23 protein-coding genes are annotated in these 26,087 nt (G+C 66.8%); 14 read left to right on the forward strand and 9 right to left on the reverse strand.

Features of this window, described 5'->3' with window-relative positions:
* Positions 1 to 52 precede the first annotated feature (52 nt).
* The 9 genes from mdcA to mdcH all read left to right on the forward strand — a co-directional run bounded on the left by mdcA (position 53) and on the right by mdcH (position 7,393).
* The gene (gene mdcA / locus NX778_RS01830; RefSeq protein ID WP_258809974.1) at positions 53 to 1,714 is read left to right on the forward strand and encodes a malonate decarboxylase subunit alpha; all 1,662 of its coding nucleotides are present in this window, start codon (positions 53 to 55) and stop codon (positions 1,712 to 1,714) included.
* Positions 1,714 to 2,580 (forward strand): triphosphoribosyl-dephospho-CoA synthase, encoded by an 867-nt coding sequence (locus NX778_RS01835; protein ID WP_258809975.1) that lies wholly within the window; start codon positions 1,714 to 1,716, stop codon positions 2,578 to 2,580. The genes mdcA and NX778_RS01835 overlap by 1 nt, the downstream gene beginning before the upstream one ends.
* Positions 2,581 to 2,596: 16 nt before the next feature.
* The gene (locus NX778_RS01840; protein ID WP_258809976.1) at positions 2,597 to 2,908 is read left to right on the forward strand and encodes a malonate decarboxylase subunit delta; all 312 of its coding nucleotides are present in this window, start codon (positions 2,597 to 2,599) and stop codon (positions 2,906 to 2,908) included.
* Positions 2,905 to 3,753 (forward strand): biotin-independent malonate decarboxylase subunit beta, encoded by an 849-nt coding sequence (locus NX778_RS01845; protein WP_258809977.1) that lies wholly within the window; start codon positions 2,905 to 2,907, stop codon positions 3,751 to 3,753. The genes NX778_RS01840 and NX778_RS01845 overlap by 4 nt, the downstream gene beginning before the upstream one ends.
* Positions 3,750 to 4,571 carry a biotin-independent malonate decarboxylase subunit gamma gene (gene mdcE / locus NX778_RS01850; protein WP_258809978.1) on the forward strand — a complete coding sequence of 274 codons (822 nt, stop codon included), beginning with the start codon at positions 3,750 to 3,752 and terminating at the stop codon, positions 4,569 to 4,571. The genes NX778_RS01845 and mdcE overlap by 4 nt, the downstream gene beginning before the upstream one ends.
* 91 nt (positions 4,572 to 4,662) lie before the next feature.
* Positions 4,663 to 5,091, forward strand: coding sequence for a malonate transporter subunit MadL (gene madL / locus NX778_RS01855; protein ID WP_258809979.1), 429 nt, complete (start codon positions 4,663 to 4,665; stop codon positions 5,089 to 5,091).
* 10 nt (positions 5,092 to 5,101) lie between these two features.
* Positions 5,102 to 5,866 (forward strand): malonate transporter subunit MadM, encoded by a 765-nt coding sequence (gene madM, locus NX778_RS01860; protein ID WP_258809980.1) that lies wholly within the window; start codon positions 5,102 to 5,104, stop codon positions 5,864 to 5,866.
* Position 5,867: 1 nt separating this feature from the next.
* On the forward strand, positions 5,868 to 6,470 hold the full coding sequence (locus NX778_RS01865) for a malonate decarboxylase holo-ACP synthase (protein ID WP_258809981.1): 603 nt from the start codon (positions 5,868 to 5,870) through the stop codon (positions 6,468 to 6,470).
* Positions 6,467 to 7,393, forward strand: coding sequence for a malonate decarboxylase subunit epsilon (gene mdcH, locus NX778_RS01870; RefSeq protein WP_258809982.1), 927 nt, complete (start codon positions 6,467 to 6,469; stop codon positions 7,391 to 7,393). Before NX778_RS01865 ends, mdcH begins: the two co-directional genes overlap by 4 nt.
* A 143-nt stretch (positions 7,394 to 7,536) precedes the next feature.
* On the opposite strand, the gene NX778_RS01875 is transcribed toward mdcH, so the two are convergent.
* The 4 genes from NX778_RS01875 to NX778_RS01890 form a co-directional block, all read right to left on the reverse strand.
* Entirely contained in the window at positions 7,537 to 9,099 is a 1,563-nt protein-coding gene (locus NX778_RS01875) for a M20/M25/M40 family metallo-hydrolase (RefSeq protein WP_258809983.1), read from the reverse strand.
* Between the two features lie 154 nt (positions 9,100 to 9,253).
* A complete protein-coding gene (locus NX778_RS01880; protein ID WP_258809984.1) occupies positions 9,254 to 10,087 on the reverse strand; it encodes a universal stress protein in 834 nt (277 codons plus the stop codon).
* Positions 10,088 to 10,175: 88 nt separating this feature from the next.
* Entirely contained in the window at positions 10,176 to 11,315 is a 1,140-nt protein-coding gene (alr, locus tag NX778_RS01885; protein WP_258809985.1) for an alanine racemase, read from the reverse strand.
* 12 nt (positions 11,316 to 11,327) lie between these two features.
* Entirely contained in the window at positions 11,328 to 12,629 is a 1,302-nt protein-coding gene (locus NX778_RS01890; RefSeq protein WP_258809986.1) for a D-amino acid dehydrogenase, read from the reverse strand.
* A 99-nt stretch (positions 12,630 to 12,728) separates the two neighbouring features.
* Here NX778_RS01890 and NX778_RS01895 point away from each other — a divergent pair, with 99 nt between their 5' ends.
* Entirely contained in the window at positions 12,729 to 13,214 is a 486-nt protein-coding gene (locus NX778_RS01895) for an Lrp/AsnC ligand binding domain-containing protein (RefSeq protein WP_258809987.1), read from the forward strand.
* 25 nt (positions 13,215 to 13,239) lie between these two features.
* On the opposite strand, the gene NX778_RS01900 is transcribed toward NX778_RS01895, so the two are convergent.
* Positions 13,240 to 13,440, reverse strand: coding sequence for a DUF2970 domain-containing protein (locus NX778_RS01900; RefSeq protein WP_258809988.1), 201 nt, complete (start codon positions 13,438 to 13,440; stop codon positions 13,240 to 13,242).
* An 81-nt stretch (positions 13,441 to 13,521) separates the two neighbouring features.
* Here NX778_RS01900 and NX778_RS01905 point away from each other — a divergent pair, with 81 nt between their 5' ends.
* Complete coding sequence (locus tag NX778_RS01905; protein ID WP_258809989.1) at positions 13,522 to 14,925, forward strand: aminotransferase-like domain-containing protein; 1,404 nt, start codon at positions 13,522 to 13,524, stop codon at positions 14,923 to 14,925.
* Positions 14,926 to 15,065: 140 nt separating this feature from the next.
* Positions 15,066 to 16,199, forward strand: coding sequence for an FMN-dependent L-lactate dehydrogenase LldD (gene lldD, locus NX778_RS01910; RefSeq protein ID WP_258809990.1), 1,134 nt, complete (start codon positions 15,066 to 15,068; stop codon positions 16,197 to 16,199).
* 37 nt (positions 16,200 to 16,236) lie between these two features.
* Here the strand turns inward: lldD and NX778_RS01915 are convergent, their stop codons facing one another.
* Genes NX778_RS01915 through NX778_RS01930 form a run of 4 tightly spaced genes read right to left on the reverse strand, consistent with a single transcriptional unit; the run spans position 16,237 to position 24,190 of the window.
* A complete protein-coding gene (locus NX778_RS01915; protein WP_258809991.1) occupies positions 16,237 to 17,529 on the reverse strand; it encodes a sugar MFS transporter in 1,293 nt (430 codons plus the stop codon).
* 11 nt (positions 17,530 to 17,540) lie between these two features.
* Positions 17,541 to 20,879, reverse strand: a complete 3,339-nt coding sequence (locus NX778_RS01920; RefSeq protein ID WP_258809992.1) for a glycosyl hydrolase — start codon at positions 20,877 to 20,879, stop codon at positions 17,541 to 17,543.
* An 18-nt stretch (positions 20,880 to 20,897) separates the two neighbouring features.
* Positions 20,898 to 21,836 carry a nucleoside hydrolase gene (locus NX778_RS01925; protein ID WP_258809993.1) on the reverse strand — a complete coding sequence of 313 codons (939 nt, stop codon included), beginning with the start codon at positions 21,834 to 21,836 and terminating at the stop codon, positions 20,898 to 20,900.
* A 47-nt stretch (positions 21,837 to 21,883) separates the two neighbouring features.
* A complete protein-coding gene (locus NX778_RS01930; protein ID WP_258809994.1) occupies positions 21,884 to 24,190 on the reverse strand; it encodes a TonB-dependent receptor in 2,307 nt (768 codons plus the stop codon).
* A 285-nt stretch (positions 24,191 to 24,475) separates the two neighbouring features.
* Here NX778_RS01930 and NX778_RS01935 point away from each other — a divergent pair, with 285 nt between their 5' ends.
* Both NX778_RS01935 and NX778_RS01940 read left to right on the forward strand, forming a co-directional pair.
* Positions 24,476 to 25,645 carry an MFS transporter gene (locus NX778_RS01935; RefSeq protein ID WP_258809995.1) on the forward strand — a complete coding sequence of 390 codons (1,170 nt, stop codon included), beginning with the start codon at positions 24,476 to 24,478 and terminating at the stop codon, positions 25,643 to 25,645.
* Between the two features lie 12 nt (positions 25,646 to 25,657).
* The gene (locus NX778_RS01940) at positions 25,658 to 26,086 is read left to right on the forward strand and encodes a GlcG/HbpS family heme-binding protein (RefSeq protein WP_307727889.1); all 429 of its coding nucleotides are present in this window, start codon (positions 25,658 to 25,660) and stop codon (positions 26,084 to 26,086) included.
* The last annotated feature ends 1 nt before the right edge of the window (position 26,087 follow it).

Here is a 26,087-nt window from a genome sequence, read left to right on the forward strand (position 1 = left end):
CCGGTCGCCCTTTCTATGCTGGCATCAAACGCTGTTGACAATAGGAGACTCCATGGGAAGCACAAGCCCCATCCCGCGCCAGTGGGACACCCGGCGCCGCGAGAAGCAGCGCCGCCTGGACGCGGTGCGCCACCTGGCCGACGGCCCGGTGCTGCGCAGCGACCGCCTGGTGGAAGCGCTCGAACACCTGGTCGTCAGCGGCGACCGGGTAGTGCTGGAAGGTAACAACCAGAAGCAGGCCGACTACCTCGCCCGCGCCCTGGTGCAGCTCGACCCTGACCGCGTCCAGCGGCTGCACATGATCATGCCCAGCGTCAGCCTACCGGAACACCTCGACCTGTTCGAGCGCGGCATCGCGAGCAAGCTGGACTTCGCTTTCGCCGGCCCCCAGAGCCTGCGCATCTCGCAGTTGCTGCAGGAGGGGACGCTGCAGGTGGGCGCGCTGCACACCTACATCGAGCTGTACAGCCGACTGTACGTGGACCTGGCGCCGAACGTGGTCCTGATCGCCGGCTACAAGGCCGACCGCGCCGGCAACCTGTACACCGGTCCCAGCACCGAGGACACGCCGGCCCTGGTGGAAGCGGGCGCTTTCCGCGACGGCATCGTGATCGCGCAGGTTAATGAGATCGTCGACGATCCCAAGGACCTGCCACGCGTGGACGTGCCGGGATCGTGGATCGACTTCGTGGTGCAGTCGGACAAACCGTTCTATATCGAGCCGCTGTTCACGCGCGACCCGCGCCTCATCAAGCCGGTGCACATCCTGATGGCGATGATGGCGATCCGCGGCGTGTACGAGCGCCACCAGGTGCAGTCGCTGAACCACGGCATCGGCTTCAACACGGCCGCCATCGAACTGCTGCTGCCGACCTACGCCGAGCAGCTTGGACTGAAGGGCAAGATCTGCCGCAACTGGACGCTGAACCCGCACCCGACGCTGATCCCCGCGATCGAGTCGGGCTGGGTCGAGAGCGTGCATTGCTTCGGCGCGGAGCTGGGCATGGAAGCTTACACCGCGGCGCGGCCGGACGTGTTCTTCACCGGCCGTGACGGCTCGATGCGATCGAACCGTGCTTTCTGCCAGCTGGCCGGCCAGTACGCGGTCGACCTGTTCATCGGCTCCACGCTGCAGATGGACGGCGCCGGCAACTCGTCCACCGTGACGCACGGCCGCCTGACCGGCTTCGGCGGAGCGCCCAACATGGGCCACGATCCGCATGGCCGCCGTCACCCGACGCCGGCCTGGCTCGATCTGGTCGAGACCGACGATCCGCTCGCGCGCGGCAAGAAGCTGGTGGTGCAGATGGTCGAGACCTTCCAGGATGGCACCGCGCCGACCATCGTCGAAACGCTCGATGCGGTCGAAGTCGGCAAGGCCTCCGGTATGCCGCTGGCGCCGGTCATGATCTACGGCGACGACGTCACCCATGTGCTGACCGAGGAGGGCATCGCCTACCTGTACAAGGCGCGCTCGCTGGAAGAGCGCAAGGCGATGCTGGCGGCGGTGGCGGGCGTGACGCCGATCGGACTGCGCCACGATCCGAAGCAGACCGCGCGCATGCGGGAGCAAGGGCTGATCGCGCTGCCGGAGGATATGGGCGTGCAGCGCGCGCAGGCTACGCGCTCGCTGCTGGCGGCCAAGAGCATCGCGGAGCTGGTCGACTGGTCCGGCGGCCTGTACGACCCACCGGCCAAGTTCAGGAGCTGGTGATGACGGCGTTGAACTCACTCACCCAGCGCCCCAGCGGCCTGGCACAAGCCGAAGCGTTGGCGAACCTGGCGGTCCACGCGCTGCTGGACGAAGCCATGCTGACGCCGAAGCCCGGCCTGGTCGACATGCGCGGCAACGGCGCCCACCACGATTTGAGCTGGTTGCTGATGTGCCGCTCGGCCTGCGCGCTGCGTCCGGCCTTTCAGCAGATGGCGGAGGCTGGCGCGACGGTTCGTGACCCGGGCCTGCTGCGCCGCCGCATCGGCGCCATCGGCCGCGAAGGCGAGGCCGCGATGATGGAAGCGACCGGCGGCGTCAACACGCATCGCGGCGCGATCTGGGCGCTCGGCCTGCTGGTGACGGCTGCCGCGCGCCATGCCGAGACCACGGACTCCACGGCGATTGCCAGCACCGCCGGCATGCTGGCCCGCATCGACGATCCCGATGCGCCCGCGCAGACTGGCAACAAGGGCGAGCAAGCCTGCCGCGAACATGGGGTGGGCGGCGCGCGCGGCCAGGCCCGGGCCGGATTCCCGGCCGTGGTCGGACAGGCCCTGCCCATGCTGTGCCTGTCGCGCTCCCGTGGCGACACCGAGCCACAGGCCCGCGTCAACGCGCTGCTGGCCGTGATGGCGGGACTGGACGACACCTGCCTGCTGGTGCGCGGCGGACGTCGCGCGCTCCAGTCGACGCAGGAAGGTGCGCGCCGCGTGCTGGCACTGGGCGGAATCGCCACGCCGAACGGACGCAGGGCGCTGCACGCGCTCGAAGCGCGGATGCGGGCGCTGCATGTCTCGCCCGGCGGCGCGGCCGACCTGCTGGCCGCCAGCTTGCTACTGGACCGCATCGAACGCGGACACGAATAAAGGAGACGGAACAATCATGGAAAGACTGGACTTCGAGTTCGGCGCAGGCCAGCCGGCACAAGGGCGCACGGTGACCGGCGTGGTCGCCTCGGGCGACCTGGAAGTGCTGCTGGAACCTGCCGCCGCCGGCAAGACGACCGTCGCGGTGCAGACCTCGGTGGATGGCTACGGCGCCACCTGGAAGGCGCTGCTGGAGCGCGTGTTCGGGCAGGGCAGCCTGCCGGCCGCGCGCATCGAGATCAATGACAACGGCGCGACGCCCGGCGTGGTGCGCATGCGCATCGAGCAGGCCTTCGAAGAGGCGCAACAGAAAGGGAGCGCGCCATGAGCGTCGAACAATTCCTGAAGCGCGACAGCTTCATCGAACGCGGCGCGCGTAGCCGCGCCACTGCGCTGCTGGACGCGGGCACCATGCGCGAACTGGCCGGTCCCTTCGAGCGCCTGCATTCGCCATGGCTCGCGAAGCAGCATCTGGTGACGCAGGCCGATGACGGCGTGGTCGTCGCCAAGGGCAAGCTGGACGGCCACCCGACTGTGGTGCTGGCCATCGAAGGCGTCTTCCAGGGCGGCAGCATGGGTGAAATCGGCGGCGCCAAGATCGCCGGTGCGCTGGAACTGGCGGCGCGCGACAACCGACGTGGCGTGCCGACGCGCGCCGTGATCGTGTTCGAAACTGGCGGCGTGCGGCTGCAGGAGGCCAACCTCGGGCTGGCCGCCATCGCCGAGATCCAGTCCGCCATCGTCGACCTGCGCCGTTACCAGCCGGTGATCGGCGTCAGCGCCGGCACCGTCGGCTGCTATGGCGGCATGTCGATCGCGGCCGGGCTGTGTTCGTACCTGGTGATGACGCGCGAGGCGCGCCTCGGCCTGAACGGTCCGCAGGTGATCGAGCAGGAAGCCGGCATCGCCGAATTCGATTCGCGCCAGCGCGCCCTGATCTGGGGCCTGACCGGCGGCGAGCAGCGCTACGCCAGCGGCCTGGTGGACGCCTGCGTGGCTGACGACACCGATGAGATCAAGGCGACGATATTGCGCCTGTTCGCGCAGGGCTTGCCGGCGCGCCACCGCAGCGACTGCGCAAGCGACTATCTGGCGCGGCTGGCGCGCGTCGATACCGCCGCGCAGCCGACGCCGGCGGACGTGCGCGCGATCTACGCCCAAGGAGACGCATGATGGAACAGGAAGCCAAGAACCGCGGCGCCATGTGGCTGCGCCTGCTCACCGGCGGCGCGAGTCCCGTGCATGACTGGCGCGCCGTCCAGGTCTGCGATGCGATGCTGGCCGGGCAGGCCGCGCGCTACATCGCCGTGGTGCCCGATCCCGACAACCGCTTCCCGCGTGCGCGCGGCGGCGAAGTCGGGCTGGTCGAGGGCTGGCAGTTGGCGCGCGCCGTGCAGGAGGTGGTCGAACTGGATCGCCATGCGCCGGTCAAGCGCCCGATCGTCGCCGTGATCGATGTGCCCAGCCAAGCCTATGGCCGGCGCGAGGAAGCCTTCGGCATCCACTTGGCGCTGGCTGGCGCCGCTGGCGCCTATGCCGAGGCGCGCATCGCCGGCCATCCTGTGATCGGCCTGATCGTCGGCCTGGCGATGTCCGGCGCCTTCCTCGCCCACGGCTACCAGGCCAACCGCCTGATCGCATTGGACGACGCCGGGGTGCAGGTACACGCGATGGGCAAGGCGTCCGCCGCCCGCGTCACCCTGCGTTCGGTCGACGCGCTTGAAAAGCTGGCCGCCAGCGTGCCGCCGATGGCCTACGACATCGCGAGCTATGCCACGCTCGGCATCTTGTGGAAGCTGCTGCGGGTCGAGGACGCATCGCTGCCGGGCGAGGGCGATATCGCGCAGGTCCGAAACACGCTGGAGGCCGCGCTGGCCGACATCCTGGAGGACCGCGAACGTGATCTCGCTGGACGGCTGAACGGGGAGCTCCGCCAGGCATCGCGCCGCGTGCGCGAACTGCTGCGGACAGAATGGGAGGCCGCCGACTGACGACCATCCGTTGACCCGACTGCGCCAGGCCGTAAACAATAAATCAGGCCGCCGCTATTTTTCTTGCTGATTGAAGCTAGAGGAGACAAACATGATTATCTATGGAACCGCATTGCTGGCCGTGTGCCACCTGCTCGGCATCTTCCTGGGCGACCTGCTCGGGACCCTGTTGGGTGTGAAGACCAACGTCGGCGGGGTCGGCATCGCCATGATCCTGCTGATCTGCGCCCGCCTGTACATGCACAAGCGCGGCCTGATGCCGCAGCCGACCGAAATGGGTGTGAGCTTCTGGGGGGCGATGTACATCCCGGTGGTGGTGGCCATGGCCGCCCAGCAGAACGTGGTGTCGGCCCTGCGCGGCGGCCCGGTGGCCTTGCTAGCGGCTTTCGCTACCGTGGTGGCCTGCGCCGGCTGCATCGCGCTGATCAACAGCACCGAGCGCACCACCCACGAGGCCGAATTCGACAGCAAGGATGCCGACGCTGACGCCGAACCCACCATCAGCGCTCGCCGCGCCTGAGGAGAGCAAGATGATCGAACTGCTGGAAAAAACCGTCAAGCATAATGGCCTGGTGATGGCCTTCGCCCTGGTCGGGCTGGTGATGGTGGTGTCGATGCAGATGTCGCGCCGCCTGACGATGGGCCGCGTGCATGGCTCGGCCATCGCGATCCTGATCGGTCTTGGCCTCGCATACTGGGGCGGCATCGCCACTGGCGGCAAGGCCGGTCTGGCCGACGTCTCCGTGTTCGCCGGCGTCGGGCTGATGGGAGGCGCCATGCTGCGCGACTTCGCCATCGTGGCCACCGCGTTTGAAGTGCAGGTCGTCGAGGCGCGCAAGGCCGGACTAGTAGGCGCCGCCGCGCTGCTGCTGGGGACCGTGCTGCCCTTCATCGTGGGCGCCTGCGTGGCCTGGAGCTTCGGCTATCGCGACGCGGTCAGCCTGACCACCATCGGCGCCGGCGCAGTCACCTACATCGTCGGCCCGGTGACCGGCGCGGCGATCGGCGCCAGCTCCGAGATCATGGCGCTGAGTATCGCGACAGGTCTGGTGAAAGCGATCATGGTCATGGTCGGCACGCCGATGGCGGCGCGCTTCCTGCGCCTGAAGACGCCGCGTTCGGCGATGGTGTTCGGCGGCCTGGCGGGCACCGTCAGCGGCGTGTCCGCGGGCCTGGCCGCCACCGACCGCCGTCTGGTGCCGTACGGCGCGCTGGTCGCGACCTTCCACACCGGCCTCGGTTGCCTGCTTGGGCCGTCGCTGCTGTACTTCGCCACGCGCTCGCTGGTGGGCTGAGATGCCTTTCCGTCCGCACGACTTGCTGTGGCTGCGGCCCGGATCGTTCGAGCCGGCGGCTGAGCTGCCCGCTTGGCTGGACGATGCGGCGCCGGTGGTGGTGCGGAGGGACGTCGTGGCCGGAGATCGGATACCCGCCGGTGCGCGCGGGCTGCAGCGTAACCAGCGCTGCGCTGGCTACGTCCATGCCGACGCGGTTGTTCGCTGCGTCTCGCCCGAGATGCTGTCTGAACCAATCGAACCTTGCGACTGGCCCTGTGTCGCGGCCCTGTTGTCGCTCAAGCCGCAGCTCGATGCGCTGGGCCTGGACTGGGGGCCGGTGGGCGGGGCGGGCTTTTGGCTCGCGACTGGCCTGCCGGTGCTGCGGCCGGACAGCGACCTCGATCTGCTGGTGCGCGCGCCGGCGCGCCTTGAAACGGCGGTCATCGCCGCGCTGTGCGCACTGCGGGACAGCGCGGCGTGCCGCCTCGATATCCAGATCGACACCGGCGCCGGCGGATTCGCCTTGTCGGAATATGCGCGCGGCGCGGGCAGGGTGCTGCTCAAGACCGCGCATGGCCCGATGCTGGTGGCCGACCCGTGGGAAGCGCTGGAGCCGGGATGAGCGTGCTGTTCACCTTCCCCGGCCAAGGCGCGCAGAAGAGCGGCATGTTGCACACGCTGCCGCCGCATCCCGAGACCACGCGCACGCTGGAAGAAGCCAGCACCACGCTTGGCTACGACGTCGGCGCGCTCGACACCGATTCTGCGCTGCGCTCCACCGTCGCGGTGCAGCTTTGCCTTCTCGTCGCCGGCGTAGCGATGGCGCGCGTCCTCGCGACGCATGGTGCGCGTCCATCGATGGTGGCGGGACTATCGATTGGCGCGTGGCCTGCGGCGGTGGTGGCAAACGTGCTGGATTTCGGTGACGCCGTGCGGCTGGTCGAAAAGCGCGCGCGCCTGATGGAGGACGCATACCCAAGCGCCTACGGCATGACCGCGATCAGTGGACTGACCGCGCGCCAGCTGGAACCGCTCATCGCCAGCGTGCATGGACCGGCCAGCCCGGTGTACCTCGCCAACTTGAACGCGGAACGCCAACTGGTGGTGTCCGGGGCCGATGCGGCGATGGCGGAAGTGGCCGCGCTCGCGTTAAAAAATGGCGCGCTGCGCGCTGAACGATTGGCGGTGCCGGTGCCGTCGCACTGCGAACTGCTTGCCACGCAGGCGCGCCAACTCGCCGCAGCAACCGAAGGCATAACGCTTGGTCGGCCGTCGATCACGTACATCAGCAGCAGCACCGCGCGAGCACTGTTCGGCGGTCGCGCCATCATCGATGATCTGGCCGCGAACATGGCGCGTCCCGTGCTGTGGGCCGATACGGCGCGCCATGCATGGGAGCGGGGAGCGCGTCTGGCTGTGGAGATGCCCAGCGGTTCGGTGCTGAGCCGTTTGGTCGACCCGATTTTCGAAGGGGGAAGAGCGATGTGCTGCGATGGCAATCGTCTCGATAGCGTGATCTCCGCTGTGCAGCTTGAGAACAGCTAGGTACTAAAATAAACCGTCGTTCCCGCGCAGGCGGGAACCCATGCTGAGTGTGAATCTACGCGGCGTTGTCGTTGGCCGCGGGCCTCGTTGCTCAGCATGGGTTCCGGCCTTCGCCGGAACGACGGTGCTTTTCGAGGGATCGCTTAATCGTTCTTCGGATCCCGATACAAGAACGGATCCGTCGCCGTCGGCTGCGAGGGCAGCACATTGCGCGGCAGCGGCTGGTCGCTGTCGGCGGCCTGCAGCAGCACCGTGGCCAGGATTACAGCCGCCTGGCGCAGGTCTTCGGTGCGCAGGTGGTCGAAGGTGTCGAGGTTGGTGTGGTGGACCTGCGAGCCGTAGTCGAGCGGATCCTGGATGAACTGGAAGGCCGGCAGGCCGAGGCGCGTCATCATCACGTGGTCGGTGCTGCCGGTCGGCGCAGCGACGACCTTGCTCGCACCGAGGCTGTCGAAAGGCGCCAGCCAGTTGCGCAGCACCGGCACCGCCGCGAAATTGCCCTCCGCGTAGATGCCGCGGATCTTGCCCGAGCCGTTGTCCAGGTTGAAGTAAGCCGCCATGTCATTGAAGCCGGGCAGGGGCATGATCGGGTAGGTGTCCCAATAATAGGACGGCATCTTGGCCAGCACCGGATCGGTCGACACCGGGCGCTTGGCCAGGTAGTGCGCCACGTAGGCGCTTGATCCGATCAGGCCTTGTTCCTCGCCCGACCACAGCGCGAAGCGGATCGCGCGCTTCGGCTTCACATGCAGGGCCGACAGGATGCGCGCCGCTTCCATCACGACCACCGAGCCGGCGCCATTATCGGCCGCGCCGTCGCCCGCCACCCAGCTGTCGAGGTGGGCGCCGGCCATCACGTAGCCGGCCTTCGGATCGCGGCCCGGGATGTCGGCGAGGATGTTATAGCCATTGGTGTCCCGGTCATCGAAATGCACGCGGCTGTCGATTTCGAGCTTCACCGGGCCGGTCTTGGCCAGTCGCGCCAGGCGGCGGTAATCCTCGGCGGCCATTTCGATTTCGGGCAGCGCCGGGGTCTCGCCGACCTTGTAGAAGCGGCCTTCGCCATGCACCAGCCCGTTATTCCCGCGCGACATCTTGACTAGCGCGAGCGCACCCTCGGCTGCCATGTAGCGGTTCAGTTCCTTGCCCAGTTCAAGGTAGCGCTTGAGCATTTCTGGCCGCTCCGGATCGTAGGACGGCTGGCGGTACGCATTCAACTTGCCGATCTCGGCGTCGTCGAGGCGCTTGAACGCGGGCCCGAGGTCATCTTTCGGCGGCTCGGGATAGCTGACCAGGACGATCTTCCCTTTCAGCTTGCCCTTCCAACTCGCCAGGTCGCGCACATTGCGGATCGGCGCGACGACGATGTCGGCCGCGACCGGGCCTTTGGTGGCCGGGGTCCACGCGACGGGGATCGAGTGCAGTTCAAGCGGGCGCGGCGAGACCATGCGGCTGTGCGCCGATTCGATCCACCAGCCGCGTCCGAATTCGAAGGCGTCGGTGCGCACGTCGAGTCCCCACGAACGGAACATCGACTGGCTCCATTTTTCCGCTTCGCGCATCGCGGGGGAATTGGTCATGCGGCCGCCGATGCGGTCGGTCAGGTATTCCGCCAGATTGACCACCTGGCCGCGGTTGTAGCCTTCGTCGGCGATCCGGTTGATCGTGTTCGCATCCACGCTCATCTGGGCGTGGGCACTATTCATCGAGGCGAAAGCAAACGCCAACAGCCAAATTGATCGAAGCAATTTCATCGTCTCCCCTTTTGTATTGACGCCGAGCGGCGCTTGATTAGGAATTGCGAATATGCAATTAATCAATGCTTGGGTCAAGCCTGCGCAGATGCGCGGAGGGAGGACTTCAGTGTGCGAGCAGCACGGGAATGGTGGTGTCGGCCAGCACGGTGCGGCTGGCGCCGCCCATATAGAGTTCGCGCATGCGGCTATGGCCGTAGCAGCCCATCACCAGCAAGCCCGCGTTCAACTCGGCGGCCAGGTCCAGCAGTTGCCGGCCAGTGTCGCCCCTCAGGTCCCGGATGTGGAAGCCGGGGCTGATTTCGTGCCGGCGTAGAAAATCGAGCAGCGCCGGTTGCTGGTCGCGGAATTCTTGCACTTCCTCGTCCCTTGCGGCCAGCGCGACCACGTTCACTTCTGACGCGCCGCGCAGCAGGGGCAGGGCTCCGCTCATCGCGTACGACGCCTCCTTACTGCCGTCCCATGCGAGCAGGACGCTCGAAATGCGATCGGGCTTGGGATCGGTGCGCGGCACCAGCAGGACCGGCCGGGCGCCATTCATGATCAGGTATTCGGGCAGCTGCACCGCCATGTCCGGCATCGATTCTTCCGGATCGTCCTGGCTGATGACGACCAGGTCGGCGAAGCGCGCATGCCGCGTGAGCCCGTTGTCCGCCTCGTCGGACACGAAGCGCTCTTCGTACGGAATGTTCCACTCGCCAACGATGGCCTCGAAGTTTTCCAGTGCTCGTTTCGCATTGTTTGCCAGCGGCTCGAAACAGCTGGCGGCGAGGGTGCCGGGTTTGCAATCGTATCCGTTCGGGAAGACAGCACGTGATACGCCGACCATGGCGGCGCCGACCAGGCAAGCGTTGTGCGCCTGTGCGAGGGCGCAGGCGAAGCGGATGCGCGCCGGTGCGTGGACGGAGAGGTCGACATGAACCAGGATGGTCTTGAACATGATGATTACCTCCGACTCCACATTAGGCGCTCTTGGGGCATCAGTCAACGTTCGTACACGAGGCAGGGTCGTGCAGGAGAATTCCGTTTCAGCAAATGTCGGTATAGCGGCGATGGAAACGGCCGCCTAGCCGGGTCAGCACTTCATAGCCAATGGTGCCAGCCTGCGTCGCGACCTCGTCCACATGCTGGTGTGCGCCCAGCAGCTCGACCGACTGCCCGGGGGCGATGCGCGGCTCCGGCAAGCCGGTGACATCCAGCGTGATGCTGTCCATCGATACGGTGCCGGCAAACGGCACCCGCACCCCGTCGATCCAGGCGTAGCCCTGACCGGTGAGCGCGCGCAGCCAGCCGTCGGCATAGCCAATCGAGATGGTTGCGATGCGGCGCGGACCCGAGGCCGTGTAGCGGGCACCATAGCCGACCGCATCGCCCGCGGCGATTGTGCGCACCTGGACGATGCGGGCGTCCAGCGACACAGCTTGGCGCAAGGGATTCGGGCTGCCCGGTTGCGGGTTGATGCCGTACAGGGCCGCGCCAGGGCGCACCAGGTCGTAGTGAAATTCGGGCCCGAGGAAAACCGCTGAGGAATTTGCGAGGCTGGCGGGCAGTCGAGGGAAGCGTGTATGTAGTGTTTCAAAACGCTGCCGCTGGCTCGTGTTCATTGGATGCTCTGGATCGTCCGCACAGGCCAGGTGGCTCATCAGCAGCTGTACATCGATGCCCTCCAGCCAGCGTGCCGGTTTGCCCAGCCCTTGCAGGTCGGCTTCCGATATGCCCATGCGCGACATGCCCGTGTCGACCTGCAGCGCAGCTGGAAGCGGCCGCCCCAGTGCGTGCGCGCACTGGACCCATTCGTGTACCTGGCCTGGATCGTTCAGCACGGGCATCAGGTCGTTCTCGACGAAATCACGCGCAGTCTTCGGCATGGGGCCGTGCAGGACATAGATGCGGCTGTCCGCCGGCACCAGGCCCCGCAGGCGAATGCCTTCTTCGAGGTGCGCGGTAAAGAATACGCGGCAGCCTTCACGTGCCAGGGCCGGGGCGACATGCGCCATCCCAAGCCCGTAGGCATCGGCCTTCAACACCCCGGCTACCACGGCGCCGTTCGCGCGTGCCCTTAGCAGGCGGTAGTTGGCGCGGACCGCCGCCAGGTCGATCGTCAGCAGCGCACCCGCCCGCGTTGGCGGCACCGACGGGACAAGCGCGGATTCCAGGAGTGCTTCCAAAACGGTCTCCCCTCAGGCGCCCGCGAGGGCCGGGCGGGCGGTCGTGGGGGCGGTGCCGGCGTAGCGGAACACCGCCAGGTCGCTGGCATCGATGGCGGGGGACTTGTTGCTCACGAGGTCGGCGATCACGCTGGCGGACCCGCAAGCCATCGTCCAGCCGAGCGTGCCGTGGCCGGTGTTGAGGAACAGGTTGCGCAGCGGCGTCGCGCCCACGATCGGGGTGCTGTCCGGGGTCATCGGGCGCAGGCCGGTCCAGAAAGTGGCCTGCTTGACGTCGCCGCCTTCCGGGAACAGGTCGTTCACCACCAACTCCAGCGTTTCGCGGCGGGCCGGGTTGAGGGTTTTGCTGTAGCCCGAGATCTCGGCCATGCCGCCGACGCGGATCCGGTCGTCAAAGCGGGTGACAGCTACCTTGTAGGTTTCGTCCAGAATGGTCGATGCCGGCGCCATCTCCGCATTCGTGATCGGCACCGTGATCGAATAGCCCTTGAGCGGGTAAACGGGAACCGGGAACTGGTCCTTCAGCAGCAGGCGCGAATAGCTGCCCAGTGCGAGCACATAGCGGTCGGCCGTGAAGGAGCCCTTGTCGGTGCAGACGCTGGTGACTTCGCCGTTGTCGATGTCCAGCCGGCGAATCTCCGTGTCGAACACGAAGCGCACCCCGAGTTCCTTCGCCATCTGCGCGAGGCGGGTGGTGAACAGCTGGCAGTCGCCGGTTTCGTCGTTGGGCAGGCGCAGGCCGCCGACCAGTTTGTCCTTCACCTTGGCCAGCGCCGGCTCGGCCTGGGACAGCTGTTCGCGCGTCAGCAGTTCATATGCCACGCCGGCCTGCTTGAGCACCTCGATGTCCTTGGCTGCGCTATCGAACTGCTGGCGGGTGCGGAACAGCTGCAAGGTGCCTTGCTGGCGGCCTTCGTAGGCGATGCCGGTTTCCTGGCGCAGCTGGCGGATGCAGTCGCGGCTGTACTCGGCGAGGCGCACCATGCGCTCCTTGTTGATGGCATAGCGCTCACCCGAGCAGTTGCGGTACATCTCCCACATCCACTGCAGCTGGAACAGCGAGCCATCCGGGCGGATGGCCAGCGGGGCGTGGCGCTGGAACAGCCACTTGAAGGCCTTCAGCGGTACGCCCGGAGCCGCCCAGGGCGAGGCGTAGCCGGGGGAGATCTGGCCGGCGTTGGCAAAGCTCGTTTCAAGGGCCGGACCGGGTTGACGGTCGATGACCGTGACCTGGTGGCCTGCCTTCGCCAGATAGTAGGCGGTCGTCACGCCGACCACGCCGCTGCCCAGCACCAAAACCCGTTTTGCGCCCATCGCTGTCCCCGTTCTGTATTTGTTCGGTAAAGATTGCTATATTATCGGCATCTGATCAGTAATTGATGCTGTTATTGACTTCATTTTTGGTGAAAATTAATGCGCACTCAAAAAGAGTCGAGCCGGGTGCTCGACAAGATCGACCTGCATATCCTCTCGATACTGCAGAGCGATGGACGAATCGTCATGAAGGACCTGGCCGAGCAGGTCGGATTGACGCTGACGCCGTGCATCGAGCGCGTCAAACGGATGGAGCGCGATGGCGTCATCAGCGGCTATCACGCGCGTGTCGCGCCACAGGCGCTGGGCCTGCAGATCCTCGTGTTCGTCGAAATCACGCTGCATCAGAAGTCCGAGAAGGCGTTCGAACGCTTCCGGCGCGCCATGCTGGCGATTCCGGAAGTGATGGAATGCCACCTGGTGTCCGGCGATTTCGACTACCTGATCAAGGCGCGAATCCCGGAGATGACGGAGTATCGGCGCCTGCTGGGCGAGATCCTGCACGTGGCGGACGGCGGCCAGTCCAAGAGTTATGTTGTGATGGAGGAAGTAAAGGAAACGCTGGCGCTGTCGGTCGAGCGTTAGCTCCCGGGCCAAATGACGCGAATGATCATTTGCCCGATACCGCGAGTTGCACCGCCAGCAGCAGCAAGCCGATGAACATGGCCACCCCGACCAAGGCCGCAAGCAGCATGTGGACCGGATCGATGGCGCCCTCGGCGTCGACGTCGAAGTCCTTCTTGCGCCGCAGCCCGATGAAGGACCAGCCGACCGCCTTCAGCGTTTCGAAAAATGAACGTTTGCTTTCCATGGCACGCTCCTTTGCTCGTGTGGATTTATGCGAGGGTTGCATGCATACTAGGCGCAAGCAAGATCCATACATCGACATAGAATGGCCCAGACAAGATCCATACAGAATGCGGATTTGAGTCATGCATGGCTGGCCGGCCTGGAGCATCGAACAGGCCCGCGCTACCTGCTGATCGCCGATGCACTTGAACGCGCGATGTTCGAGGGTCAGCTCAATCCGGGCGACCGCCTGCCGCCGCAGCGAGAGCTGGCGGCGAGGCTCAAGGTCGACCTGACCACCATCACGCGCGCCTACGACGAGGCCAAGCGGCGCAATCTGGTGGAAGGCCGCGGCGCGCGCGGGACGTATGTGTCGGTGCCGAAGGTCGAGCTGGCGCAGGTGCTGGACCTGAGCATGAACATTCCGCCGCCGCCCGCCGGCGTCGCTTTCGATGACCTGTTGAAGCAGGGCGTCTCGCAAGTGCTGCTCCGCGCCGACAACGAGCAGCTGATGACCTACCACCTTGGTGGCGGCAGCGAGGCCGAACGAACCGCGGGCGCCAAGTGGCTCGAACCGATGTTCGGCCGGGTCGACCCGGAGCACATCGTGGTGTGCCCCGGCGCGCAGGCCGCGCTGGCGGCGCTGGTCCTGGCGCACTCGGCGCCGGGCGACGTGGTGCTGGCCGAGCCGACCATTTACCCGGGCCTGCGGGCGGCAGTGGAGCAGTTCGGGCGGCAGCTGGTGTGCGTCGAGACGGATGCCTCCGGCATGCGGCCGGACGCGCTGGCAAAGGCGTGCGCCAAATACCGGGCGCGCCTCATCTACTTGAATCCGACCTTGCAGAACCCGACCACCGCGACGATGCCGCTGGAACGGCGCAGGGAGATCGCGGCGGTCGCGGTGAAGCACGGCGCGCGCATCATCGAGGACGATCCGTATTGGCTGTTTGCCGATTCGGCCCCGCCGCCGCTGAGCAGGCTCGCGCCGGACCATGCGTATTACGTGGCGACGCTGTCGAAGTGCCTGACGCCCGGCCTGCGCGTCGCTTACGTCGTGCTGAAGGATACGCATGAGCGCCAGCGCTTCATCTCTGCGTTGCGTTCATTCGCCCTGATGTCCGCGCCGCTGACGACCGCGCTGGCGACCCAGTGGATTTTCGACGGCTCGGCGCAACAGCTGTTCGCCGGGGTCAGGAAAGAGGCCGAAGCACGGCATGGACTGGCCAGCGACATCTTGGCCGGGCGGCCCGATGTGGCCGGGAACGGCCTGCATATCTGGCTGCCGTTGCCCAGCCACTGGACCTCATCGGAACTGGCGCGTACCGCCGGCGCGGAAGGCCTGGCGGTGACGCCGGCCGAGGTCTTCAGCGACTCGCCTCACCGTCCCAACGCAATCCGCATTTCGCTGGGCAGCATCCAGGACCGCAAGCGCCTGGCCGCCGGCCTGCGCCGCCTGTCGCAACTGCTCGCGCAGATGCCGCGTTCGATCAGTGGCCCCGTAATCTGAATCAGCCACGTCGGTCCCGAGCAGCGTCTGCGCGGCTGCGGATTTCAATCAAGGATATGCTCAGATGAGTGCAACAGGGGCGGTTTCGTGCTACCGTGCCAAATGGTTACTTTGACTGCTTCACTTCGTTTGTTCCCCACATGATCATCTCGTCCGCCACCGATTTCCGCGAGGCCGCGCGCCGCAAACTTCCTCCCTTCCTGTTCCATTACCTGGATGGCGGCGCCGGCGCCGAAGAGACGCTGCGCGCGAACGTGAGCGACCTGCAGGGGATCAAGCTGCGCCAGCGCGTGCTGCGCGGCTCCGAGGACCTGGACTTGTCGACCGAATGGTTCGGCCAGAGCTATGGTTTGCCGATCGCCCTGGCGCCGGTCGGCCTGGCCGGCATGTACGCACGGCGCGGCGAGGTACAGGCGGCGCGCGCGGCGTCCAAGCGCAACATCCCCTTCATCCAGTCGACGGTGTCGGTCTGCCCGCTGTCCGAAGTCGCGGCTCAGATACCGAACCCGATTTGGTTCCAGCTGTACGTGCTCAAGGACCGCGAATTCATGCGCGACGTGATGCGTCGCGCGCGCGAGCTGGGCGCGACGACTCTGGTCTTCACGGTCGACATGCCGGTGCCGGGCGCGCGCTACCGTGATGCGCATAGCGGCATGAGCGGCCCGAATGGTCCTGCGCGGCGCGTGCTGCAGGCGATGACGCATCCGCGCTGGGCGCTGGACGTCGGCCTCCTCGGCCGCCCGCACGACCTGGGGAACATCTCGGCGTATCGCGGCCATGCGACAGGTCTGGCCGACTACATCGGCTGGCTGGGCAACAACTTCGACCCGGCGATCGCCTGGAACGACCTGCAGTGGATCCGCGACGAGTGGAAAGGGAAGCTGGTCATCAAGGGCATCCTCGATCCGGGCGACGCGCTCGACGCACTGGCGTTCGGCGCTGACGGCATCGTGGTTTCGAATCATGGCGGGCGCCAGCTGGACGGTGCGCTCTCGACGGCGCAGGCGCTGCCCGCGATTGCCAAGGCAGTGCAAGGCAAGATGACCATCTTCGCCGATGGCGGCGTGCGCACCGGCACCGACGTGTTCCGCATGCTGGCGCTGGGCGCCGATGGCGTGCTGCTCGGCCGCGCCTTCATCTACGCGCTGGCGGTCGCAGGGCAGGCGGGCGTCGAGAAGCTGCTGGCGATCATGGAGAAGGACATCCGCACCAATATGGTCCTGACTGGCGTGAAGTCGATCCGCGAAGTTGGGCCGGAGGTGCTGGCGATGTAAGCCGCCGGACGCGGGGCCGGCGGCGTAACTTTCGCTGTCAGCCCTTGCGTCCGACCGGGCGCGAGCCCCACAGGGCGTAGAACAGTACGTACACGTCGCAGGCGACGGTGAGCAGGAATGAGGACTGCAGGCCAAAGCTGTCGGCCAGCCAGCCCTGCACGATCACCAGCGCGCCGCCGGCGATCGACATGATCAGCAGGCCCGAGCCTTCTTCCGTCAATGCGCCAAGACCGCGGATGCCGAGCGTGAAAATGGTCGGGAACATGATCGAGTGGAAGAGGCCGACCGAGATCAGCGCCCACATCGCCACCGGCCCGGTTGTGGTGGCCGCCGCCAGCATCACCATCCCGGCGCCCAGGCTGGCGCCCGCCAGTACCGCCTCGACCGGCATCCTGCGCATCAGGAAGCTGCCGATGAAACGTCCAACCATCATCCCACCCCACAGCAGGAAGAGGTAGTGCGAAGCCTGTTCGTGGTTCAGGTTGCCGATTTCCGGCTGCGAGACGAAATTGATGAACAGGTTGGCGACGCCGATTTCGGCGATCAGGTAAATGAAGATCGCCGGGACGCCGAACACCAGGTTCCGGTAGCGCCACAGCGAGTGCTTCGAGCGTTCGAGCTTGGCCATCCTCGTATTCCCCGCGCCAATCGCGGGAAGCGGGAAGCGCGCGATGACGATCGCGAGGACCACCAGCACGCCAGCGACGATCAGGTAGGGCAGCTGGACCGCCTGCGCATCGGCGAGGCGCTCTGCTTGCGTGAGCACATGGCCCGCCTGCGCGGTGCCGGAACTGGACCGGCCCAGGATCAGGTAGCCGCCGAACAGCGGCGCGAGCGTCGTCCCCAGCGAGTTAAACGCCTGGACAAGGTTCAGGCGCGCCGATGCCGTCTCCGGCGTGCCAACCAGCGCGACGTAGGGATTGGCCGCGACCTGGAGCAGGGTGATTCCGCTGGCGATCGTGAACAGGGCGAGCAGCGTGACTCCGTAGGACGGCATGCGCGCGGCGGGAATCATCACCAGCGAGCCCAGGGCCATGATGCACAGGCCGATGACGATCGAGCCCTTGTACCCCACGCGTTCGATCAGTTTGGCGGACGGTATCGACGCGACGAAATAGGCAATGAACCAGACCGATTCGATCAGCGTCGTCTCGGTATAACTCAAGGAGAATACGCTGCGCAAATGCGGTAGCAGCGTGTTGTTGATGACCGTGATGAAGCCCCAGGTGAAGAACAGGCTCGATAACAGCGAGATCGCGGACTTGTAGCTCGCGGCCTCGAAGGACTCGGTTTGGCCTTCGAGGCTTGCATTGATCACTGGTGTTGGCAAGGTGGCTCCTGTCAATTTGCAGCGGCGCGCAGGGTGACAGGCCCGATCAGGCCCGATGGACGCAGCGGCGCGTCAGCCTTGTAAGTCGGGGCGGCGGTGAAGGTGACCTTCGTCGCACCTGGCTGCGCGTCACCCACCAGGCGGTTGATCCACAGGTTGGCGACCCTGACTTCGACGGTATTGGCGCCTGCGCGGACGAGCGAGCCGATGTCGACCTGGTAGGGCGGCTTCCACGCGATGCCCGCGTCCTTACCGTTGACCAGCACCTGCGCGACGTCGCCGACCTGGCCGAGGTCCAGCTTGAGCGGGGCGCCAGGCTTCACGCCTGCGGGCAGGGTGAAACTGCTCTGGTAGATCGTCGTGCCGGAGAAGTACTTGACCAGCGGGTCGTCGCTGCTGGCCAGGGAACCCGGGCGAGCATCAGCGACAGGCGATGGCGCCGCCAGGCCGTCGAAGCGCATCTTCCAGCCGCCGTCCAGCGTGGCGACCTGCTTCCATGCCGGAGCCTGAACGGTCACCGCGCTTGCCTTGGCCGGTTTGCGGAACACGACGAAGACCGATTCGTTCGCGTCCAGCGCCAGCGGCACGAAGGTTCCGTCCTTGTCGCTGCGATAGCTGGCCGCTTCGCTGCGTCCGGTATCGGCGTGCCAGAATTCGGCCGACTTTCCATGCACATTGAAGCGGGCCTCGGTATTCAGGGCCTTGCCGGCGCGGTTGGTCACGAAATAGACGTCGCCGTCGCTCAGGCGGCGGTGGACGAACAACACATCGCCATCGCTGCTGAAATCGGGTGCCTGGCCGAGCTGCGCGAGTGCGCTTTCCACATCGCGGCTGGCCACCACGCGGCCTTTGCCGACATGGGTGACCAGCGCGCCGCTCCACATGCGCTTGGCCAGTGTGGCGAAGGTGGATGCATCATCGGCCAGCCCCGGCGCGGCGACCGGCGCCTGCCCGACAATGGTTGCTCCCTGTTCGGCCAGCGCATGCAGCCGGCGCAGCATGGACAGCGTCATGCGCTGGGTCGATCCGCCGAGGTACAGCACCCGATAGCGCGCGCCGCTGGCCGCAAGCACATCGCCGCCCTTGACGGAGAGCTTGTCCAGCACCGCGTCCGCGCTCACGAAATCGTAGGCGTAGCGGCGCGGGGCATCGGCCGGCGGCGCGTGCTTGTACAGCGCAACCAGCGGCGCTTCCTCGCCGTAGAAGTAGGCGACGTCGGCGTAGAAGCGGCCCTGCTGCAGCAGGTAGCTGCTGCGTGCGATGTAATCCACCCACGGGCGTGCCATGCCGGCCCAGGTCTCGTTGCGGTTGAAGTACTGGCCGAAGATCGCCAGCGACAGGCCTGGCTTCTTGTCTTCGCCCAGCGGCTGGTGCACCGACGTGTGGATCACCGGCAGGTTCACGCCGCTGGCGAATTCCATGTCGATCATCGGCCGCAGGTCGGAAGGCGCGAAGGCCCACGGCGACATCGCGCTGGTCATGGACTCGGCCGCGACGAAGTTCTGGCCATAGATGTGCGCCACCGACGCAGCGCCGCGCATGTCGGCGATGGCGGTCGGGTTGGAGCCGAACTCCGGCCGGTAGGCCCACATCGCCGCCATCGGGACGTCCGTGTGGCTACGCATCGTCATGTCGTCGCCGAGCGTGACACGTGCGCTTTCCAGCGCTTCGCCATACACGCGCATGCCGTGTTCGTGCGCGACGGTGGCCACGGTCCCGTAGTGTTCACTCGACATGAGGTCAGCCAGCGTGCGGCGGAAATCGTAGAGGAAGGCGTCGGTGCGTGCGCGGTCGCCGATGACGACGCCGGTCAGGGCAGGCAGCCATGGCCGCGCGTCGTAGCCGCGCAGGCGCTTGAACTGTTCGAGCAGGCGCGGGGTCCAGTTGGATGCGCCGACCTCGGTGCTGTCGGTGACGATGGCGTGCACGCCCTTGGCCCCGACCCTGTCCTTTCCGGCAGCCTGCTGGTACTTGGACAGGTAGGTCTCCAGGTAGGTGCGCACGGCCTGGCCGTCGTACTTGTCGACTTCCAGCCCGGTCGCCTCCGCCGTGGCGGGGTGGTTTTCAGTGCCGGTCAGCGAATAGCCGATGCGGACGATCTTCCAGTTGCCGGCCGGCGGCGTCCAGCGGAGCTTGCCGTCCGCGTCCACCTTGCCGCTCAATTCGACGATGGCGGACGGCGCGACGCCGGATTCCTTCGGATCGATGCCCGCGTCGAGCGCATAGTAATCGTCGGCCGTCGCAAAGCCGGCCTTGGTTTCGAACTGGTTGACCTTGGGTTCGCCCGACAAGCTCAGATGGCTCAGGCGAAGAGGCTTTGGTGCACCGATCGCGCCGAACGGCCCGGTGTCGGCGCCCGGGACCGGCATGAAGGCGGGATTCGGCGCCGCCGGTTTCGCCTTGATGACCACGCGGAAGTGGGCCGCTGTCACCGGCGCGAATCCGGCGCTGCTGGGGACGAGGGCCAGCGGCAGGTCCGCGACCTTGCGCCAGGTGGCGCCGTCGTCGCTGGCCTCCAGCACCGGCTGCATGCCGGCGCCGTCAAACAAGGTGGCGGAGCCGGGGACGAAGATGCTGGCCGAGCGCACCGTTTGCGGCGAGGGGTAATCGAGCGTGATGATGGCCGGCTTGTCGGGCGTCGGGGAGGGGACCTCCGCAACGGCATCCTCGGTCATGCGGGCCAGCTTGTCCGCGTCGAGCGTCTTGCCGTCGGTGCGCACGGCTGGCACAGGCAGGGCGGGCGCCGCGAAGGGGTAGGCGAATACCGCGATGTCCGCGCCGTAGCGGGCGATCTTGTCGGGGCTCGGCCGCTCGCCCATGATGTTCGGCTGGACGAACAGGTCCTGGAACGGGCCGGTCGTGCGCGGCGCCGGTGGCAACTTCACGCTGAGCGGCCGGCCGCCGCTCACGGTGGTCTCGCTCCACACCAGCTTCTTCATGCCGTCTTCAGGCCGCACCCACGGGCCGCCGGTCTCGCTCCAGCCCGGCGACGCGGCGATGCCGAATTCCAGCTTGCGCTGTTCGGCCAGCTGCACCGCAAATTTGAAAGCTTCCGACCAGCCGGGACTCATGTAGGGCAGGCGGGTGGGGACCAGCTGCGGGGTCATCATCTCGGCGTCGAAGTTCTGCAGGCCGCCAAGCCCGGAGCGCGCCATCCAGTCCAGGTCCTTCTGGATGCCTTCCTTCGTGATATTCCCGTTCAGCCAGTGCCACCACACGCGCGGTCGCGCGCCTTGCGGAGGATTCTCGAATCCGGCGCCCAGTTGGTCGTTTGCGAAGGCCGGCGCGAACAGGCAGGCGATGACAGCCGCCAGCGCGGCACGGCGAAAGGAATGGTGTTGTACTGGCATAGGGTCTTCCGATTGAATTTACGAGCGCCGCGCGTGCAGCCGCAGCAAGGCGATGAAATCGGCGAAATTCAGCCGTGGATCGAGTGAATGGAACATGCGTACCCGGCGGCCGGCGATCTCGTCGCCATTGCGGCAATCGTCCAGGATCCGGCGCGCGGTGCGGACCGTGTAGGGATTGGCGGCGGTGTCGAACGCCGTCAGCGATACCAGCGGGCTGTCGCCGAATGTGATCGTGCCGCCCAGCTGGACGAAGGGCGGCAGGTGCCGGTACTGGTCGTAGAGCCATTGCGAGACGGGAGATAGCGAACAGAAGATGTCCGTCAGCTCTGCGACCGACACCTGGAAGCGCCGGTATTCCTCGGCCGGGACCTGCCAGACCGGCAGCTGGGATTCCTCGAACACGTAGCGCGCGGCGGCCAGGTCGGTCGCCAGGTTGTATTCGGCCCCGCCTTCGCTGGCCGACGATCCGCCGATCCAGACGAGGGTCATCCGGCGCGCGATTTCCGGATTGAGCTTCAGCGCGGCGGCGACATTGGTCAGCGGTCCGCCACAGGTAAGGAACAAGGGCAGGGGATCGTCGCGCATCGCTTCTGCGACGATCGCCCGTGCGGCAGCCTGGTCTTCCCCGCCTGCGGCAACTGCCGGCGCATGCCGCAGGGCCAGGCGCCGCAGCAGCTCTCGCGCCAGCCGCGCACCGGCGGCCGCCGACTGGCCCGGGTCGAGCCCCGCCATGCCCGCCAGCTTGGGATCGAGCGCGGACGTGGTGACCAGCAGCGTGTGCGCTTTCGGCGACAGCGCCTGGTGCGCCAGCGCCACCAGCCCGTCCGGATCGCCGGCGAAATCGTTATCGACGATGACGCGGGCGGAGGCGCGCTGGTCGATCCATCCGGCCGGTGCGCCAAGGGCCGGGGCAAGCGGCAGCGCTGCGACGCTGCCCAAAAAACCTCGTCTCTTCATGCGTCCCCTTCAAGGAACAGGCCCGGCCGGGGCGGGCCTGCGCGTGGTTAGAAGCGATAGTCTGCCATGAGCCCGATGCGGCGGAACGAGTTCTCACCCAGGCTATAGGCAAAGCCCGAACCGGCGCCCTTGCCCGGCAGCGGATAGATGATCGCGTTCGGCACCCGCTTGTCGCCCAGGTTGCGGCCGTACAGTTCGAGGCCCCACTTGTCGTCCGGCGAACGCAAGGCCAGGCGCAACGACGCCACCGAGTGGCCGCCGAAGCTGCACTCCGGGTCCAGCGAATTGCAGTAGCGGACGGTGCTCTTGTAAATCAGGTCGCCGCCCAGCTTGAGCTCATAGTCGCCCGGCAGGTCCCAGCTGTAGTCCGCGTTCAGCGTGGCCTTGTTACGCGGCGAGTACATCAGGCGGTGGCCGCCGACGTTGTTGTTATCGAAGATGAAGCCGGCCGGGTAGGCCGTGTCGAGGATGACGGCCAGGCTCATGCCGAGCTGCAGTTGCGGAACTGGACGCGCGCGGATGTCGGCTTCGACGCCTTTGCTGGTCACGTTGGGCACGTTCAGCGGGATGCAGCTCAGCGCGCCGATCGGGGTCAGCGTGCAGTTCTGCTCCTGGAAGTCCTTGATCTTGGTGTGGAAGGCGGCCAGATCGACATCCAGGCGACGCTGCAGGAAGGACAGCTTGGTGCCCAGTTCGAGGCTGGTCGGCAGTTCCGGCTTGACGATATTGCCCTGGTAGGCGCCGGCCGTCTGGGCCGCGCCGATCGGGGTATCGGTGTCGATCTGCGGTCCCTTGTAGCCGCGGCTGAACGTCGCGTACAGGTTGGCCTCTTTCGACAGCGTGTGCTGGATGCCCGCCTTGCCGGACACGTTCGACTGGTCGGCGGTGCCACTCGCGCTCTTGACTGTGGTGGGCAGGGTGAAGCCCTGGAAGGCGACCACGCTCGACTGCGACTGGTCGGCCTTGACGGAGTCGCGGGTGTAACGCAGGCCGCCGATCAGGGCGGTGGCGTCGGTCAGGTGCCAGGTCGCCTGGCCGAACAGGGCTTTGGTGGTCAGGTTGGCGTGCTGGATCGCGTCGGTCGCGATCGAGCGCGGCACCGGCGGCGAGGGCAGGAAGGTGGCCGGCAGGACGGTGGTGGTGGAGTCCTTGAAGTTGGTGGCGTCGGCGTAGAACAGGCCGGCCACATATTCCAGCGGCTGTTTGAGCGGCGAGGCGATGCGCAGCTCCTGCGAGAACTGGCGCGCGTCCTGGTGCGGATTGAAGTTGTAGATCTTGTCGTAGGTGTTCGACATGCCGATGTTGACGTAGTCGGGCCCCTGCTTGCGGGTCCGGTAGGCCGTGATCGAGGTCAGGCTGTCGCCACTCGGCATGGTCCAGTCGACCTGGCCGGACACCCCGCGGACCTTGGTATGCTGCTGCTCCGGACCGTCCGAGCAGACTTCGTTGTTGGTCTTCGAGACGGTCACGCCGCAGGAGGCGAATTCCGCTGCCGGATGATGGTCGCCCGCCGTGTTGGTCGCATACGCCACCGACGGCGCAAAGAACACCGCATTCTGGTTGTGCTGGTTGGAGGCTTCGCCGATCAGGTTGATGCTCAGGTCGCGGCTCGGCTTGAGCAGGTAGCGCAGGCGCGCGCCGCCGTTGTCGGTAACGCTGTCCTTACCGGTCAGGTCATTGTGGTACACGCCCTTGTTGCGCTCCGCGATGCCCGAGATGCGCAGCGCCGAGATGTCGTTCAGCGGCACGTTGCCGGTGGCGCGCACGGCGTCGCCATGCTTGCCCTTGAATTCGAACTGCACATTGCCGCTGCGGTCGCCGATGATCGGCTCCTGCGTCGCCATGTTCAGCACACCGGCCGACGCGTTCTTCCCGAACAGGGTGCCCTGCGGGCCGCGCAGCACCTCGACGCGCGCCAGGTCCAGCATCAGGCCACTGGCGGTGGCGCCCTGCGGCACGCCATCCACCACCACGCCGACCGAGCTCTCGGCCGATTGCGTGAACACCGCCGTGCCGATGCCGCGGATCGAGGCGCTGCCGCCAGGGCCGCCGGCCGACTGGTCGCCGAATTCGAGCGAGGCCGCGGTCTTGGCCAGGTCGCCGATGTCCTTGACACCGGCGCGTTCGAGCTGCGCCGCGTTGACGACGGTGATCGCGACCGGGACTTCCTTGAGGCTCTGGCTGCGTTTTTGCGCCGTGACGACGACCGTCTCGATGCCTTTGTCGGCTTTGGCGCTGGCCTCGGGGCTTGCGCCGCTGTCGCCGCTCTGGGCGTGGGCCGGGCTCCAGATCGCCGCGAGGCTCATGGACAGGACGGTCAGCGAGATCGCCGACGGGGTGCGTGATGCAGGCATATTGTCTCCTTTTGGGGCCGGTCCGTTGGCCGGCCTGTTTTGATCAGGTCTGCGTTGCGCCCGGCGCGGTATGTACGCCAGGACAGGCGAATCGAGTATAGGACCGCTGCTCAGGCATGAGGAAGCCGTAATTCCCGATACCTGCTATCGACGATCGAGGGTGATGATCAATCGCCTGATTGATCGGAAAACCTGATACGTCCTATCGAAACTCTGGCGTTCGGCTGGGCCGGACGCGCTGCTATCTTTGCCGGGCAAGCAAAACAAGCGACAACGGAGACACCCATGCACGCCACACTTGCGAGCCGAGGCCCGGACGGCGGCCGCGGACGCGCCACACTCATGCTTTGCCATTTCGTCGGCATGGTCGACCTGGTCGCCCTGCCGGTCTGGGTCGGCACGCTCGTCCAGCATTACGGTTTCGACCTCGAATACGCCGGCATGATCGTCACCGCCTTCCTGCTCGGCGCGGTGGCTGCCAGTCTGTTTGCCGCGCCCTTGTACAACCGCTTGCCGCGCCGCGCCTGCGCCGCCGGCGGTTATGGGGTGGCGGCGCTGGCCTTCCTGGCGGCGTCGCAGGCGCACGGCCTCGGCGCGCTGCTGGCGCTGCATCTCGTGGCCGGCCTTGCCACCGGCGCCGGGCTGTCGGTCGTCCACGGCACCATCGGCCGCAGCGCCAACCCGCACCGGCTGTTCGCGCTGGCCGGCACCGCGCTGGGAATCGGCGCCGTCGGCTTCTATGCTGCGGTGCCGCCTGCGGTGGCTGCGCTTGGCGGCGCTGTACTGTTCAAGGCGTTCGCCGGGCTGATGGCGCTGGCCGCGCTGGCCTGCGCATTCGGTTTTCCACAGGTGGCGGGGGACGGCGGCCAGCGCGCCGCAGCCGGCCGTCTGCCGCGCGCGGCATGGTTCGCCATCCTCGGCGTGAGCTGCATGGCGCTGAACCAGGCGCTCACCTTCAGCATGCTGGACCGGATCGGCGCGCTGCGTGGCTTCGGCCAGGAGCGCGTCAACATCGTATTGATCGTCTGCGGGCTGGTGAACCTGCTGCCGGCCGCCATCGCCGCGCTGCTGCAAAGGCGCCTGAATCCGGTGCGCGTTGCGCTGGTAGCGGCGCCGCTGCAGGTTGCGCTGGCGCTCACGGTGACCCTGTCCGGCGACTTTTTCCCTTACGCGCTGGCCGGCAGCGTCTATCCGGCGGTGCTGATCTTTACCCATACCTTCCTGTTTGGCCTGATCGCCAGCCTGGACCCGAGCGGCCGCGCGCTGGCCTCGACGCCCGCGATGATGATGACCGGCTCTGCGATCGGCCCGGCGCTGGCCGGCTCGGTGGCGATGCGTGCCGGCTTCGCGGGACAAGCCGTGCTGGCGGTCGCTGTCGGCTGCGCCGCCTTGCTGTTCTTTGCGCTGGTGGCGCGCCGTGCCGCCCGCCCGCTGGCCGTGGGCCCTAATGTTTAATGATAGATGATTATGATTGATAAGCTTTCTCTTGCCCAGGCAAATATGATCCTTGGCGCCGCCCTGGCCGCCGCGCGCGCCGACGGGCTACCACCTGTAGCGGTGGTCGTGCTCGACGCCGCCGGCAATCCGGTCGCGCTGCAGCGCGAAGATGGCGCGTCCATGCTGCGGGTCGATATCGCGCAGGGCAAGGCGTTTGCGGCAGCCGGCATGGGCGTGGCCAGCGGCGTGCTGCACCAGCGTGCGCAAGACAACCCGGTATTCTTCAACGCGCTGGCTTCGTCGGGCCAGGGCCGTTTCATCCCGCAGACGGGCGCGGTGGCGATCCGCAGCGCGGACGGCACACTTCTCGGCGCCGTGGGCGCCAGCGGCGGCACCGGCGCACAGGACGAGGCGATCTGCGCGGCCGGCGTGCGCGTGGCAGGGCTGGTGGCGGCGTGAG

The sequence above is a fragment of the Massilia terrae genome (assembly GCF_024753145.1).
Classification (GTDB): Bacteria; Pseudomonadota; Gammaproteobacteria; order Burkholderiales; family Burkholderiaceae_D; genus Telluria; species Telluria terrae.